This is a genomic window from Streptomyces sp. NBC_00459 (assembly GCF_036013955.1).
Taxonomy (GTDB): domain Bacteria; phylum Actinomycetota; class Actinomycetes; order Streptomycetales; family Streptomycetaceae; genus Streptomyces.
In genome coordinates this window covers 7,430,135-7,445,596 of the sequence record NZ_CP107903.1, presented here as the reverse complement: position 1 = coordinate 7,445,596, position 15,462 = coordinate 7,430,135, and the positions used below count along the sequence as shown (strand labels likewise).

Genomic DNA, 15,462 nt, shown 5'->3' with positions numbered 1-15,462 from the left:
CGGCAACGGGGGGGGCGAGAGACTCCTCAGGCCAGCGAAGCGACCAGCACAGCCTTGATCGTGTGCAACCGGTTCTCCGCCTCGTCGAACACCACCGAGTGCGAGGACTCGAACACCTCGTCCGTGACCTCCAGCGACTCCAGCCCGTAGGTCTCGTGTATCTCGCGCCCGACCTTCGTGCCGAGATCATGGAACGCCGGCAGACAGTGCAGGAACTTCACGTCCGCGTTCCCCGTCGCCCGCAGGACATCCATCGTCACGGCGTACGAAGCCAGCGCCGCGATCCGCTCGGCCCACACCGCCTTCGGCTCCCCCATCGACACCCACACATCGGTGGCGACGAAGTCGACACCCCGTACGCCCTCCGGCACGTCCTCGGTCAGCGTCACCCGTGCGCCACTCGCCTCCGCCAGCTTCCGCGCGCCGGCGACGACATCCTCGGCGGGCCAGTAGGCCCGCGGTGCGACGATCCGTACGTCCATGCCGAGCAGCGCGCCGGTGACCAGATACGAGTTGCCCATGTTGAAGCGCGCGTCGCCGAGGTAGGCGAAGGCGATCTCCGTCAACAGCTTGTCGCTGTGCTCGGTCATCGTCAGCACGTCGGCCAGCATCTGGGTGGGGTGCCAGTCGTCGGTAAGACCGTTGAACACCGGCACCCCCGCGTACGCGGCCAGCTCCTCGACCGCCGCCTGGCTGTCGCCCCGGAACTGGATCCCGTCGTACATCCGCCCGAGCACCCGCGCGGTGTCCTTCACGGACTCCTTGTGACCCATCTGCGAGCCCGACGGGTCGAGATACGTCGTCGAGGCGCCCTGATCCGCCGCCGCGACCTCGAACGCGCAGCGCGTACGCGTCGAGGTCTTCTCGAAGATCAGCGCGATGTTCTTCCCCACCAGGTGCCGCGTCTCGGCGCCGGCCTTCTTCGCCGCCTTCAGCTCGGCGGCCAGGTCGAGCAGGCCGCGGAACTCCTCCCCGGTGAAGTCCAGCTCCTTGAGGAAATGGCGCCCGGCGAGGGCGGTGGGGACAGTCGCCATGGGGGCGCTCCAGGTGATCCGGCAGGGCGTACAGGACGTGGACGAATGGAAGTCTATACGACTCCTAACATTTCTATGCGGTCAGGTTTTCGAGCCCGCCCGCGACGGACCGGGAGTCGGGGACACGGACGAGCCACGCCCCGCTACATCACCGCATCCCGCTGCACCGGACAGCTCATACAGCGCGGACCGCCCCTCCCCCGCCCCAGCTCGCTGCCCGGGATCTCTATCACCTCAAGGCCCTGCTTGCGCAGATGCGTGTTCGTGGTCGCGTTGCGCTCGTACGCGACGACCACACCCGGCTCGACGGCGAGGACGTTGCAGCCGTCGTCCCACTGCTCCCGCTCGGCCGCGTGCACGTCCTGTGTCGCGGTCAGGACGCGAATCTCGCTCAGGCCGAGCGCGGCGGCGATCGCCCGGTGCATGTGCTCCGGCGGATGGTCGGTGACCTTCAACTCCTTGTCCCCGACGCCCGGTTCGATGGTGTACGAACGAAGCATGCCGAGCCCGGCGTACTGGGTGAAGGTGTCTCCGTCGACCATCGTCATCACGGTGTCGAGGTGCATGAACGCACGCCGCTTGGGCATGTCGAGCGCCACGATCGTCTCGGCCGAACCGGCGGCGAACAGCTTGTGCGCGAGCATCTCGACCGCCTGCGGCGTGGTGCGCTCGCTCATGCCGATGAGTACGGCGCCGTTGCCGATGACCAGGACGTCCCCGCCCTCGATGGTGGAGGGATAGTCCGCCTGGCCCTCCGACCAGAGATGGAAGGTTTCGTCACGGAAGAGCGGGTGGTGCCGGTAGATCGCCTCGAAGTGCACGGTCTCCCGCTGCCGGGCGGGCCAGCGCATCGCGTTGATGGAGACGCCGTCGTAGATCCAGGCCGAGGTGTCGCGGGTGAAGAGGTGGTTGGGGAGGGGGCCGAGAAGGAAGTCGTCGAGGTCCATGACATGGAAGCGGACCGAGGCCGGTTCCGCGTGCGCAGCCAGGAACTCGCGCTTGGTGATGCCGCCGATGAGCAGCTCGGCCAGCTCGGCGGCGGGCAGGCTCTCGAAGGCGGCCCGGAGATGGTCGGTGGCCAGCGGCCCGTACTCCTTCTCGTCGAAGACCCGGTCGAGCACGAGGGTGCGGGCCGCCGGGATCGCCAGGGCCTCGATGAGCAGGTCGCCGAAGAGATGGACGACGACGCCCCGGTCGCGCAGGACGTCGGCGAAGCCGTCGTGCTCGGCACGCGCACGGCGCACCCACAGGACGTCGTCGAAGAGAAGGGCGTCCTTGTTGCTGGGGGTGAGCCTTTTGAGCTCTAGATCCGGCCGGTGCAGGATGACGCGGCGCAGCCGCCCGGCCTCGGAGTCGACATGGAATCCCATGCCTCCATCCTGACCACTTCGCACCCTGTTCACCCGCTGGTCGGCGGTATATGTGCGATAACCCTCCACACCCCACCCCTCCATCTCGTCCCCTTGACGATAAGCAGCCCCATCGGATATCGTCTACCTGACGACAAGGGGTGCGGGAGTGCCGTCGAACGGACGCTCCCGCACCGGACGAGGGATGGACGACAGGCACATGGCCGACATCACCCGGCGCCTCGGATGGCGCCATCTGCGCGGCACTCCCACCGCCCACATCCGCCACCACCGCTCCGGCCGACTGGCGCACGACGGTCCCGGGCTCAGCTTCTGGTTCCGCGCCCTGACCGCCACACTCTCCGAAGTCCCGGTCGACGACCGGGAGTTGGCGATGACCTTCCATGCCCGTACGTCCGACTTCCAGGACGTGGCGGTCCAGGCGACCGTCACCTACCGCATCAGCGACCCCGCTCTGGCCGCCGCCCGCCTCGACTTCTCCGTCGACCCGGACACGGGCGTCTGGCGCAGCGCGCCCCTGGAGCAGCTGTCGACGCTGCTGACGGAGACGGCCCAGCAGCATGCCCTGGATGTCCTGGCCCGCACGGCACTGGCGTCCGCGCTGGTCGACGGGGTGGCGTCGGTGCGGGAACGGGTCGCGGCGGGGCTGGCCGCCGAGCCACGTCTGCCGGCCACGGGCATCGAGGTCGTGGCCGTACGGGTGGTGGCGCTGCGGCCGGAGCCCGAGGTGGAGCGGGCGTTGCGGACGCCCGCCCGCGAACAGATTCAGCAGGAGGCCGACCGGGCGACGTACGAACGTCGTGCGGTGGCAGTCGAACGCGAGCGGACCATCGCCGAGAACGAGCTGGCCAGTCAGATCGAACTCGCCCGGAGGGAAGAGCAGTTGGTCGACCAGCGGGGTACGAACGCCCGCCGGGAGGCCGAGGAGTACGCGGCGGCCGACGCCGTCCGGGCAGAGGCGGAGGCGGCGCGGGTCGTACGGCTGGCGGAGGCCGAGGCCGCGAGCGTGCGCGGGGTGGGCGAGGCGCGGGCCCAGGCCCAGACGGCGTGGCTGCACGCCCACGCGGACGCGGATGTGGCGATGCTGCACGCCCTGACAGGCACCCGGCTCGCCGAGAACCTGCCCCGGATCGACAGCCTGACGGTGTCACCGGACGTACTGACCGGCCTGCTCGCCAGGCTGGGCGGAGCGCGGGAGTGAGCCTCGCTCCGCGGGCCGTCATGGTCCACCGCACCACGGAGTACGAGGAGTTGGTGGCCCGGCACGGCACGCACGGCCAGGCCGCCTTCTTCCTTCGCTCCCGGGGACGGGACATCGAGGAGATCGCCGAACGCCACCGCCGCACCCACAGGTCCATGGCGGAGGTGACGGCGGCAGTCCCTCTGACCTGGCGTCAGACCCGGGTCGAGCGGGCCGACTTGGACCGTTTCCTCTTCGGGCCGGAGGACGTGGTCGTCGTGGTCGGACAGGACGGGCTGGTGGCGAATGTCGCCAAGTACCTCACCGGGCAGCCGGTATTGGGCGTCGACACCGATCCCGGGCGTAATCCCGGGGTGCTGGTAAGACACCGCCCGGCAGCGGTGGCGGGTCTGCTGCCCGCGGTGTTCGCGCGGGACACCGGAGTCGACGAACTGACCATGGTCGAGGCGGTCGCGGACGACACGCAGCGGCTGGTCGCCCTCAACGAGATCTACCTGGGGGCACCCGGCCACCAGACGGTCCGGTATCGCCTGGGCCTCGGCGACGACAGGGGTGTCGCCGAGGCCCAGGCCTCGTCCGGGGTACTGGTGGGAACGGGGACCGGGGCGAGCGGTTGGCTGCGGTCGCTGTGGCAGGAGCGGGGCGCCGCCCTCTCCCTGCCCCGCCCCACCGACGACCGCCTGCTGTGGTTCGTACGGGAGGCCTGGCCTTCACCGGTCACCGGGACGTCGTTGGTGGCGGGCGAGTTGGCGTCGGGAGCGGAGCTCCGACTCACGGTGGAGTCGGAGCGGCTGGTGGCGTTCGGGGACGGGATGGAGGGGGATGCGGTGCAGTTGACATGGGGGCAGACGGTCCGGGTGGGGGTGTGCGGGGAGCGGTTGCGGTTGGTGGGCTGATGCTGAGGGGGTGGTTTCAGCGCCGGCCGGCACCACCAGCCCGTCTGGGGGTCTCCCCTCTGGGGGAGTTTGAGGACGAGGCCCCTTCAGGGCCGAAGGGGGGTCCGGGGGCGCAGCCCCCAGGTACAGGATGGGACGCGTAGGGGCGGGGGGGGCGAAAGCCCCCGCCGCCCCTACAGCGCTACAGCGCTACAGCGCTACAGCGCTACAGCCGCGGATCCACCGGCTCCGACTCCAGCGCCAGCACACCGAACACCGCCTCATGCACCCGCCACAGCGGCTCCCCTTCCGCCAACCGGTCCAGCGCCTCCAGCCCCAGCGCGTACTCCCTGATAGCCAGCGACCGCTTGTGGTTCAGGAACCGCCCCCGCAGCCGGGCAAGGTTCTCCGGCCGTGTGTACTCCGGACCGTAGATGATCCGCAGGTACTCACGCCCCCGGCACTTGATGCCGGGCTGCACCAGTCGCCCCTTCCCGTCTCGCACCACCCCGCCGAGCGGTTTGACGACCATGCCCTCACCGCCCCGGCCGGTCATCTCCAGCCACCAGTCCACGCCCGCCCGCACCGACTCCGCGTCGGCCGTGTCCACGTACAGCCGACGGGTCGTCTGCAGCAGACCCGTACGGTCGTGCTCCACCAGCCGGTCCAACAGGGCCAGTTGCTCATCGTGGGGAAGCCCGGCCAGGCTTCGCCCCTCCGTCGCCAGGACCTGGAAGGGCGCCAGACGAACCCCGTCGAGCCCTTCCGTCGGCCAGCAGTAGCGCCGGTAGGCGGCAGTGAACGCCGAGGCGTCCGAGGCCCGTTCGCGCTGACGCGCGAGCAGGTCCTGTACGTCGATGCCACGCGCCGCCGCACCCTCCAGCGCCGCCAGCGCCTCCGGGAACACCGCCCCGGAGGCTGCGCCCACGGCCGCGTACTGCGACCGCAGCAGCCCGGACGCCTTCAGCGACCACGGCATCAACTCGGCGTCCAGGAGCAGCCAGTCGGTGTCGAGTTCCTCCCACAGGCCGGCCGCGTCCGCAGCCACCCGTACCCGGCCGAGGATCTCCTCGGTCACCGTCGGATCGTCGACGAACGGGCGCCCGGTACGCGTGTACAACGCCCCCGTAGGACCGTCACCGACACCGCCTCCGCCATCACTGCCGGCGCTCACACCGAACCGTTTCCGAGCCACCTCCGCGTCACGGCACACCAGCGCCACCGCCCGCGAACCCATGTGCTTCTCCTCGCACACGACCCGCGCGACCCCGTCCGCCCGGTACTGCTCGAACGCCTCTGCCGGGTGCTCCAGATAGCCGTCCACGTGGGACGTCGCCGTCGGAGCCATCGTCGGCGGAAGGTACGGCAGCAGACGCGGGTCCACCGCGAACCGGCTCATGACCTCCAGTGCCGCTGCCGCGTTCTCCTCCCGGACGGTGACCCGGCCCGCGTGGCGCGTCTCCACCACCCGGCGGCCGTGGACGTCCGCCAGGTCCAGCGGCCGGCCGTCGTGCCCGCCCGGCGCCTCCGACCGCAGCGGCCTGACCGGCTCGTACCAGACCTGCTCCGCCGGTACGTCGACCAGTTCCCGCTCCGGCCAGCGCAGCGCGGTCAGCTTGCCGCCGAAGACGGCACCGGTGTCGAGGCAGATGGTGTTGTTCAGCCAGCTCGCCTCCGGGACGGGGGTGTGGCCGTACACCACGGCCGCCCGGCCCCGGTAGTCCTCCGCCCACGGGTAGCGCACCGGCAGGCCCAACTCGTCGGTCTCACCGGTCGTCTCGCCGTACAGCGCGTGCGAGCGCACCCGGCCCGACGTGCGGCCGTGGTACTTCTCGGGCAGACCGGCGTGGCAGACCACCAGCCGACCGCCGTCGAGGACGTAGTGACTGACCAGGCCGTCGATGAACTCCCGCACCTGGGAGCGGAATTCGTCGCTCTCGTCGGCCATCTGCTCGATGGTCTCGGCGAGTCCGTGGGTGTGCTGGACCTTGCGGCCCTTGAGGTGACGGCCGTACTTGTTCTCGTGGTTGCCGGGTACGCACAGCGCGTTGCCCGAGCCGACCATGGACATCACACGGCGCAGCACGCCCGGGCTGTCCGGGCCGCGGTCGACGAGGTCGCCCACGAAGACCGCGGTACGGCCGCTCGGGTGCACCCCGTCCTCGTAGCCCAACTTGCCGAGCAGCGAGTCCAGTTCGGCCGCGCAGCCGTGGATGTCACCGATGATGTCGAAGGGCCCGGTGAGGTGGGTCAGGTCGTTGTAGCGCTTCTCGGTGCGGACCTCGGCGCTCTCGATCTCCTCCACACCGCGCAGGACGTGCACCTTGCGGAATCCCTCGCGCTCCAAGTGGCGCAGGGAGCGGCGGAGTTCGCGGATGTGCCGGTGGATGACCCGGCGGGGCATGTCGGCCCGGTCGGTGCGGGAGGCGTTGCGTTCGGCGCAGACGTCGTCGGGCACGTCGAGGACGACGGCGATGGGCAGGACGTCGTACCTCCGCGCCAGCTCGATCAGCTGCTTCCGGCTGCTCTCCTGGACGTTGGTCGCGTCGACGACCGTACGGCGGCCCGCCGCGAGTCGCTTGCCGGCGATGTAGTGCAGGACGTCGAAGGCGTCCCCGGAGGCGCTCTGGTCGTTCTCGTCGTCGGCGACCAGGCCTCGGCAGAAGTCCGAGGAGATGATCTCGGTCGGCTTGAAGTGCCGCCGCGCGAAAGTGGACTTGCCCGAGCCGGACGCCCCGACCAGCACGACGAGGGAGAGGTCTGTGACGGGCAGCACGCGCCCCTTGTTATCGACACCTGTGACGTTCTCGACGCTGCTCATGCGGCCTTCGCCTCCTTCTCTTCCTTCGTGCCGGTCCCGGTCCCGGTCCCGGTCCCGTTCTCGGTCTCGGTCTCGGTCCTCATCGTGAACACGGCCATCTGGGTGGGCGGACCCACCTCCGGGTCGTCCGGCCCGACGGGCAGGAACTCCGCCTCGTAGCCGTGCCGTTCGGCCACCGCGTCCGCCCAAGCGCGGAACTCCTCCCGGGTCCACTCGAAGCGGTGGTCGCCGTGGCGGCTGTGGCCGGCCGGGAGGGTTTCCCAGCGGACGTTGTACTCGACGTTCGGCGTCGTCACGAGGACCGTGCGGGGGCGGGCCGCGCCGAACACCGCGTACTCCAGGGCCGGCAGACGGGGCAGGTCGAGGTGTTCGACGACCTCGCACAGTACGGCCGCGTCGTACCCCTTGAGCCGCTTGTCGGTGTAGGCGAGCGAGCCCTGGAGCAGCTTGACGCGCGCCGCCTGCCGCTCACCCATCCGGTCGAGCTTCAGCCGCCGCGAGGCGATGGTCAGCGCGCGCATGGACACGTCCACACCGACGATGTCGGTGAACGCCGTGTCCTTGAGCAGCGCCTGCACCAACTGGCCCTGTCCGCACCCGAGATCGAGCACCCGGGCGGCCCCGGACGCCTTCAGCGCCGCGATGATCGCGTCCCGGCGCTGCACGCCGAGCGAGGTCGGCTTCTCCTCCGGCTCCGCCTCCGTCTCGTCCTCGACGGCGTTGTCGATCTCCTCGACCTCGCTGTCGTCGGTCTCGGCCAGCCGGACCAGTTCCAGTCGCTCCATGGCCTGCCGGGTCAGCGACCAACGACGGGACAGATAGCGGCTGGTGATCAGCTTCTGCTCCGGGTGCGCGGGCAGCCAGCCCTCACCGGCCCGCAGCAGTTTGTCGACCTCGTCGGGCGCCACCCAGTAGTGCTTGGCGTCGTCGAGGACCGGCAGCAGGACATACAGATGGCGCAGCGCCTCGGCGAGCGTCAGCGTCTCCGATTCGAGGACGAGACGCACGTACCGGGAGTCGCCCCACTCCGGGAACTCCGTGTCCAGCGCGACCGGTTCGGCCGTCACCGTCCAGCCGAGCGGCTCGAAGAGGTTCCGTACGAGGTCGGCGCCGCCCCGGGCCGGCAGTGCGGGCACGTCGATGCGCAACGGACGCGCCTGGTCCGGGAGTTCGGGCTTCGCCCGGCACTGGCCCTTCATCGCGCTGCTGAACACCGCGCTCAGCGCGACCGCGAGCAGCGAAGAGGCCGCGTACGGGCGGTCGTTGACGTACTGCGCGAGTGCCGCGTCGGGTGCGCCGCCGCGTCCCTTGCCCTTGCCGCGCCGGACCAGTGCGACCGCGTCGACCTCCAGCAGCAGCGCGGCCGTACAGCGCTCGTCGGACGCCTCGGGGTAGAGAACGTGCGCGGTGCCGTAGGACGTGGAGAACGTCTGCGCGTTGTCGGGATGCTTGTGCAGCAGGTAGCCGAGATCGGTCGCGGGACGTTCGGGGGTGCCGGTGGTGCTGATGGTCAGGAACACGGTGGCCAGGCCTCAGAGAAGGGGTTGAACTGGGGATACTTGCTGTGCGTCAACGTACAGCGAACGCTCCCGGCGTACTCAGGCATTTTCCCCGCGGCGGCTTCGCCGACAGTCCGGCGTCCGGCACCCGGTCCCACCGCCGAAGCGGAGTCGATTCTCTCGATTCCCGCAGGTCGGGGCCAGGATCCGGAGCGATGTGGCATGATCCGCTGCCATGTCGTCACTGCCCTCGTGGTCGTCAAGAGCCCGTCGCCGTCTACTGGTCGTGCTGCTCGCGTCCCTGGCGACCGCGGGCTCCACCGCGGCCCGGGTCGACACGGCGCCCGACGCCAGGGCGGGAGCCTCCACCACGGCCGCGACGCCCGACCGACTTCGCTACGACGTCACCCTGCGCGCCGATTCCGACGGCTCCCACTGGACCGGCCGGCAGCGGATGTCGTTCCGCAACGCCTCCGATCGGCCCCTGCGCGAGGTGTATCTACGCCTCTGGGGCAACGGCGACGACGGATGCGGCACGTCAGGCAAGCCGTCGCCCGTCAAGGTGTCCAAGGTGCGCGGGGGCACCCCGGGCCGCCTCACCGTGGGCTGCACGGCACTGGGCATCACTCTGCCGAAACCGCTCGCACGCGGTGAACGGACGACCATCGCCCTCGACGTGTCCATCACCGTGCCCGAACGGAACAACCGCTTCGGCCGCGAGGGCGCGTTCCGCTTCCTGGGCAACGCGCTGCCGGTCCTGGCCGTGCACGACGCGAAGGGGTGGCACCTCGATCCGTATGTGGCGACCGGCGAGAGCTTCTATGCGCTGGCAAGCGACTTCCGGGTGCGCCTCGACCACCCCACGGCCCTCAAGGTCCCCGCGACCGGGCGCACTTGGACCCGCCCCGGCAGGCCCGGCCGGACGGTCACGCACAGCGTCGCCGAGCGGGTACGGGACTTCGCGTGGGCGGCGGGCCCGTTCCGTACCGCGACCGAGACCTCGCCCGGGGGCGTGCGCGTGAAGTCGTACTGGGCGCCGGACACACCCGCTGCGGGCGTCCGCCTCAACCGCCGGGACGGCGTGGCCGCCGTCGACCGGTTCGGCAAGGAGTTCGGCCGCTATCCGTACGGCGAGATCGACCTCGTGATGACCAGCGGGTTCGGCGGCGGCATGGAGTATCCCGGCCTGGTCGTCCTCGGGACCACCGAGGAAGGCGGCGCCACCGTCCATGAGGTGGCGCACCAGTGGTGGTACGGAATCGTGGGCAACGACGAGTACAACTCGCCCTGGCTGGACGAGAGTTTCGCCCAGTACGCCAACGCGCGCTTCTATGGCTGGGACGGCTTCGACTGCTCGTCGGAGGGCGACTGGCCGAGCGCCGGCGCCGCGCTCACCAACTCGATGGCCTACTGGTCCACGCACCGTGGCGAGTACTACCTCCTGTACACGACCGGCCCCTGCGCCCTGGCGGATCTGGAGCGCACGCTCGGCGCCGGCACGATGGCCCGGCTCCTCAAGCGGTACGCCCACGACCACTGGTACGGCGTCTCCACCACCGCCGACTTCAAGAAGGCGGCCCAGTCCGTGACGGACAAGGACCTGGGCCCCTTCTGGAAGCGGCACCGCATCCGCTGAAGCCACCCGCGAACCGGCTGCCCGGCTCCCTCCCGCCCTCCTCCTCTACTCCGCCGCCGCCAGCAGCCGCTTGGTGAACGGGTGCGACGGCTCGGTCAACACCCGTACCGCCGGGCCCTGTTCGACCAGTTCACCCGCGTCGAGAACGGCGATCCGGTCGGCCAGCGACGCGATGTCCAGGTCGTGTGTGATGAGGACGACGGACAGGTCGTCGCGCCCGCGCCGCAGCCCGGCGAGGACGTCGAGGAGACCGCGCCGGGTGACCGTGTCGAGGCCCGAGGTGATCTCGTCGCAGATGAGGACGCGGGGCCGGGCCAGCAACGCCCGGGCGAGGGCGGCACGTTGCAGTTCGCCGCCGGAGAGCCGACCGGGCAGCCGGTGGGCCTGCTCCTCGGTGAGCCCCAGTTCCGCGAGGGCCGCGAGGGCTTCCGCCCAGGCGTCCGCGGCTTGGGCGCCGCGCAGCCGTACGGCAGTACGGGCGACCTGGTCGACGACGGACCGGTACTCGTCGAACGCTGCTCGCGCGTCCTGGAACACGTACTGCACGGCGGCCAGTTGACGCCGGTCACGGGCACGCAGGCTACGCGGGAGGACGTTGCCGTCGAGGGTCACCCGGCCTTCGTGGTCCCGGTGGAGTCCGGCGAGGCACCGGGCGAGGGTGGTCTTGCCGCTGCCCGAACGACCGACGACGGCGAGGCATTCGCCCGCGTGCAGACCGAGTTCGGGGACACGCAGGACCTGGGTGCGGTGGTGGCGGGCGGTGAGATTCTCGACGAGAAGGGCGGGGCCGCCGGTCCGCTCGTCGGCGCCGTGGTCACGGGTGCCGTCTCGGTCACCGAACTGTGGTGACCCGGCCAGGAGTTCACGGGTCCACGCATGTCGGGGCGCGCGCCACACACGTTCCGTCGGGCCGGACTCGACGACCCGGCCCTCGTACATCACCAGCACCTCGTCGGCCAGCGCGCGGACGACGTCGAGGTCATGACTGAGCAGGACCACGGCGATGCCCTGCGCGACGACGGCCGTCAGCTCGTCGACGATGCGGCTCTTCGTCAACGCGTCCTGGCCCGTGGTGGGTTCGTCCGCGACGACGACCCGGGCACCCAGCAGCAGCGCCTGGGCCAGCACCACCCGTTGCTGCTGGCCGCCGGAGAGCTGGTGGGGGTAGCGGCCCAACAGGGTCTCCCCCTCGACCAGTTGGGCATCCGCCAGGGCGCGCAGCACACGGGTGCGAGCTTCCGTCCGGCGTACTGCCCGGGGCAGGTCCCGTACCTGTTCGCGGGCGATGTCGCCGAGCAGGGCGCCCACCCGGCGGGCGGGGTTGAGGACGGCGGCGGGATGCTGGGGGACGTATCCGATCGGCCCCCCGCCGGACACCCGTACCTCGCCCGACACCCGGGCGCCTGGCGGGTGTTCGCCGAGCAGAGCCAGGCCCGTGGTGGTCTTGCCGCTGCCGGACGCGCCGACCAGGGCGGTCACCCGGCCGGGGAGGACACGGAGGCTGACTCCGTCGACGAGGGGCCGGCCGTCGATCTCGACGCGGAGGTTCTCGATCTCGGCGACAGGTGTGTCGGCGGGGTCGTTGACGGGGACGGTCATGCCTGTCGTTCCTTCTCGCCGGTACGTCGGCTGTCACGGGTACGTCGGTTGTCGCCGGGGCGCCGGTTTCCGCCGAGGCGCCGCACGCTGCGGGTACGTCCGTCCAGCGCCGCGTCGAAGAGCAGGTTGCTGCCCGTCGTCAGCGCGACGATCAGCAGCGCGGGCACGACCACGGCCCAGGGCTGCACGAACAGCCCGGTGCGGTTGCGGTCCACCATGACCGCCCAGTCGGCGGCATCCGGCGCGACCCCGACGCCGAGGAAGGCCGCCGTGGCCACCAGGTACAGCACGCCGGTGAGCCGGATGCCCGCGTCGGCGGCGAGGGTGCGGAGGATGGCGCGGCCGACATGGCCGACGGCCATGCGCCACCAGGTCTCGCCCTGCATACGCAGTGCCTCGACGGCCGGGCGGGCGGCGGCGTCGGCCGCCGCCGCGCGCACGATCCTGGCCGCGTCCGGGATGTTGGCCAGTGCGACGAGCAGGGCGAGCCCGACCGCGCCCGGTTCGAACACCGAGGCCACCAGCAGGATCAGCAGCAGCGAGGGTACGGCGAGCAGTACGTCCAGGGGCCGCATCAGCAGCTCCTCCAGCCAACTCCGGTGTGTGAGCGCGCTGATGAGGCCGATGGGCAGCGCCACGAGGTAGGCGAGCGCGGTCGCGGCCAGCGCGGTCACCACCACTGGCCGGCCGCCGTGCAGCACCTGCTGCCACACGTCCCGGCCCACGAAGTCGGTGCCGAGCCAGTGCCCGTCCCCGAGCGTGAACGAGACGGCCCGCGGCCCCGGTTCACCCGCGAACAGCGGTCCGAGCAGGGCGAGGACGAGGGGTACGCCGATGACGGCGGCCCCGAGCGCGAAGCGCGAGATGCCCTTCACGCGGCCACACCCGCCCGGGGCGCGAACCGGTGCGCGACCAGATCGGCGCCCAGGTTGAGGACGACGGTGAGCACACCGAACACCACCGCCAGCCCCTGCACGACCGGCACATCGCGTTCGGCGACGGCGTTCATCAGCACGGTTCCCAGGCCCGGGATCACGAACAGCGCCTCCACGACGATGACTCCGCACAGCAACCAGTCGACGGTGCGCGCGAGTTGCTGCGCCGCGGGGGCCACGGCATTGGGCAGGGCGTGACCGTACCTGACACGGGCGCCCGGGATACCGTACCGGCGCGCCTGGGCGACGTACGGCGAGTTCAGTGCGTCGACCATGCCGGCCCGGACGAGCCGGGACAGTGAGCAGACCGGCCGGGACAGCAGAACCAGCACGGGCAGGACCAGTGCGGCGGGGTGGCCGAGCAGGTCGGTGCCGTAGCCGACGGCGGTCGGCGGCAGCCAGCCCAGCCGGAGGGCGAAGACGGTCACCAGCAGCACCCCGAGGGCGAACTCCGGTACGGCGTACACGCCGAGGGTGACGGAGCTGACGAGCCGGTCCACGAGCCGCCCCTCGTGCCGGGCGGCGAGTACACCGAGCCCGACTCCCAGCGGAATCAGCAGCGTTACCGTGATGCCCGCGAGCAGCAGTGTCGGCCCGAACCCGTCCTCGATGTATGTGCCGACCGGGCGTCCAGAGGTCAGCGAGGTGCCGAAGTCCCCGTGCGCGAGGCCCGTCACCCAGTCCAGCAGCCGTTCGTACGCGGGCCGGTCGAGGTGCATGGCCTCGCGGATGGCCGCGATGCGCGCCGGGTCGGGCTGGTCCCCGGCGAGTGCGACGGCCGCGTCGCCCGGCAGCGCCTCGGTGAGCGCGAAGACCAGCAGCACCACGGCCACGGTCTGCGCGCCGCCGAGAAGCAGCCGCCGGACGACGAAGGAGCGCAGTCCGCTCACGCCAGCCAGACCTTGTCGAACCGCGCCCAGTCGAGCGAGTTGGCGGGCGCCTTCGCCTCAACCCCCTTGACCTTGTTGGCGGTTCCGAGAATCCAGTCGGCGAACCCCCACACCAGGAAGCCACCCTCGGCGTACAGCCTGCGCTGCATACGCTCGTACACGGCGGTCCGCTCGGTCTTGTCCTTCGTCGACTGGGCCTGCTGGTAGAGCGCGTCGAAGTCCTTGTGGTGCCACTTCGTCGCGTTGGTGGTGGAGTCGGTGAGCAGTCGCTGCGAGATGTGCGCCTCGATGGGCATGGCGCCGGAGCGGTAGCAGCAGATCGTGCCGGAGTCGAGGATGTCGCTCCAGTACGAGTCCTTGCTGCCCACCTTCACCTCGATCGTGACGCCCGCCTTCGCGGCCTGGTCGCGGAAGATCCCGGCGGCCTCGGTGAAACCCGCGGCGACCTCCGAGGTGTCGAGCGTGACCTTGAGGTTCTCGGCTCCGGCCTGCTTCAGCAGGGCCTTGGCCCGGTCGAGATCCTGGGCGCGCTGCGGGAGATCGGCGGCGTAGTACTCGTACCCCTTGCCGAACAGGTCGTTGCCGACGACACCCGCGCCGGACAGCGCGCCGTCGACGAGTTCCTGCCGGTCGGCGATGAGGAAGAAGGCCTCGCGGACGCGCTTGTCGTCGAAGGGCGCGCGGTCGGTCTTCATCGCGAAGCCCTGCATGGCGCTGTTGCGCAGCCGCACGATCTCGATCTGCCCCTTGCCCTCATGGGCTCGCGCGGTGGTCGGGTTGAGTTCGTGGGCGTACTCGACCTGGCCGCCGAGCAGCGCGTTGACGCGCGCCGACTCCTCGTTGGCGACGACGAACTCGATCTCGTCGAGGTGCGGGGCGCCCTCCCAGTAGTCGTCGTAGCGGCGGAAGAGCGCGGACCGGCCGGGCGCGAAGGACACGAACCTGAAGGGACCGGACCCGACGGGCTTCTTGTCGAAGTCGGTTCCGGTGGCGCCGTCGGGCACGATGTACGCGCCGAACGAGGCCAGGATGTTGGGGAATTCGGCCGTCGGCCGCTTCAGTACGAACTCGATCCCGTGCGTGCCGGTGGCCCGGCTGGCGTCGAGGTCGATCGGCTCGAGGGACGCCTTCGCCCGGAACGTCCGGTCGGGGTCGGCGATCCTCCGGTAGCTGTACAGCACGTCCTCGGCGGTGACCGCCCTGCCGTTGTGGAAGGTGGCCCGGCGCAGGGTGACCTGCCAGCGGTCCAGGGTCTTGTTGGCCTCCCACTTCTCGGCGAGGCGGGGCTGCGCGGAGAGGTCGGCGCCGTAGTCAGCGAGCTTGTCGTAGAGCGCCTTCGCGCGGGCCGCGTCGGCGAACAGACTGGCCAGATGCGGGTCGAGGGTCTCGCTGGCACCCCCGCCGGCGAAGGCGGCGCGCAGCCGTCCGCCGCGTCTGGGCGTGCCACTGTCGGTGCCGCTGCCGTCGGACGTGTCGTCCGTGGAGTCGGCGCAGCCCGCGAGGCCGAACACGCCGAGCGCGGCGGTTGTGCCCACGGCGGTGAGAAATCCGCGTCGGCGCAGGGCAGACAAGTCGTGCATGGGAGTCCTTCGGTGTCTCGGG

At 70.9% G+C, this 15,462-nt stretch carries 11 protein-coding genes; 3 read left to right on the top strand and 8 right to left on the bottom strand.

The features are described 5' to 3' along the window. Positions 1-26: 26 nt before the first annotated feature. The gene (gene argF, locus OHN74_RS32935; RefSeq protein WP_327698197.1) at positions 27-1,034 is read right to left on the bottom strand and encodes an ornithine carbamoyltransferase; all 1,008 of its coding nucleotides are present in this window, start codon (positions 1,032-1,034) and stop codon (positions 27-29) included. Positions 1,035-1,177: 143 nt separating this feature from the next. Then, entirely contained in the window at positions 1,178-2,404 is a 1,227-nt protein-coding gene (locus OHN74_RS32930; protein ID WP_327698196.1) for an arginine deiminase, read from the bottom strand. Between the two features lie 199 nt (positions 2,405-2,603). Here OHN74_RS32930 and OHN74_RS32925 point away from each other — a divergent pair, with 199 nt between their 5' ends. Continuing rightward, positions 2,604-3,605, top strand: a complete 1,002-nt coding sequence (locus OHN74_RS32925) for an SPFH domain-containing protein (protein WP_327698195.1) — start codon at positions 2,604-2,606, stop codon at positions 3,603-3,605. Further along, a complete protein-coding gene (locus OHN74_RS32920; RefSeq protein ID WP_327698194.1) occupies positions 3,602-4,501 on the top strand; it encodes a hypothetical protein in 900 nt (299 codons plus the stop codon). The genes OHN74_RS32925 and OHN74_RS32920 overlap by 4 nt, the downstream gene beginning before the upstream one ends. Positions 4,502-4,706: 205 nt before the next feature. Here the strand turns inward: OHN74_RS32920 and OHN74_RS32915 are convergent, their stop codons facing one another. Beyond that, positions 4,707-7,301: a polynucleotide kinase-phosphatase gene (locus OHN74_RS32915; RefSeq protein WP_327698193.1), complete on the bottom strand. Its 2,595-nt coding sequence runs from the start codon at positions 7,299-7,301 to the stop codon at positions 4,707-4,709. After that, a complete protein-coding gene (locus tag OHN74_RS32910) occupies positions 7,298-8,821 on the bottom strand; it encodes a 3' terminal RNA ribose 2'-O-methyltransferase Hen1 (protein ID WP_327698192.1) in 1,524 nt (507 codons plus the stop codon). Before OHN74_RS32910 ends, OHN74_RS32915 begins: the two co-directional genes overlap by 4 nt. Before the next feature lie 214 nt (positions 8,822-9,035). Here OHN74_RS32910 and OHN74_RS32905 point away from each other — a divergent pair, with 214 nt between their 5' ends. Next, positions 9,036-10,436, top strand: coding sequence for a M1 family metallopeptidase (locus OHN74_RS32905; protein WP_327698191.1), 1,401 nt, complete (start codon positions 9,036-9,038; stop codon positions 10,434-10,436). A gap of 45 nt (positions 10,437-10,481) precedes the next feature. Here the strand turns inward: OHN74_RS32905 and OHN74_RS32900 are convergent, their stop codons facing one another. From OHN74_RS32900 to OHN74_RS32885, 4 genes are read right to left on the bottom strand one after another with little or no spacing between them, the layout of a single operon-like run. After that, positions 10,482-12,035 carry an ABC transporter ATP-binding protein gene (locus tag OHN74_RS32900; RefSeq protein ID WP_327698190.1) on the bottom strand — a complete coding sequence of 518 codons (1,554 nt, stop codon included), beginning with the start codon at positions 12,033-12,035 and terminating at the stop codon, positions 10,482-10,484. Further along, a complete protein-coding gene (locus OHN74_RS32895; protein WP_327698189.1) occupies positions 12,032-12,910 on the bottom strand; it encodes an ABC transporter permease in 879 nt (292 codons plus the stop codon). Before OHN74_RS32895 ends, OHN74_RS32900 begins: the two co-directional genes overlap by 4 nt. Further along, complete coding sequence (locus tag OHN74_RS32890; RefSeq protein WP_327698188.1) at positions 12,907-13,860, bottom strand: ABC transporter permease; 954 nt, start codon at positions 13,858-13,860, stop codon at positions 12,907-12,909. Before OHN74_RS32890 ends, OHN74_RS32895 begins: the two co-directional genes overlap by 4 nt. Then, positions 13,857-15,440, bottom strand: coding sequence for an ABC transporter substrate-binding protein (locus OHN74_RS32885; RefSeq protein WP_327698187.1), 1,584 nt, complete (start codon positions 15,438-15,440; stop codon positions 13,857-13,859). The genes OHN74_RS32890 and OHN74_RS32885 overlap by 4 nt, the downstream gene beginning before the upstream one ends. Positions 15,441-15,462 lie beyond the last annotated feature (22 nt).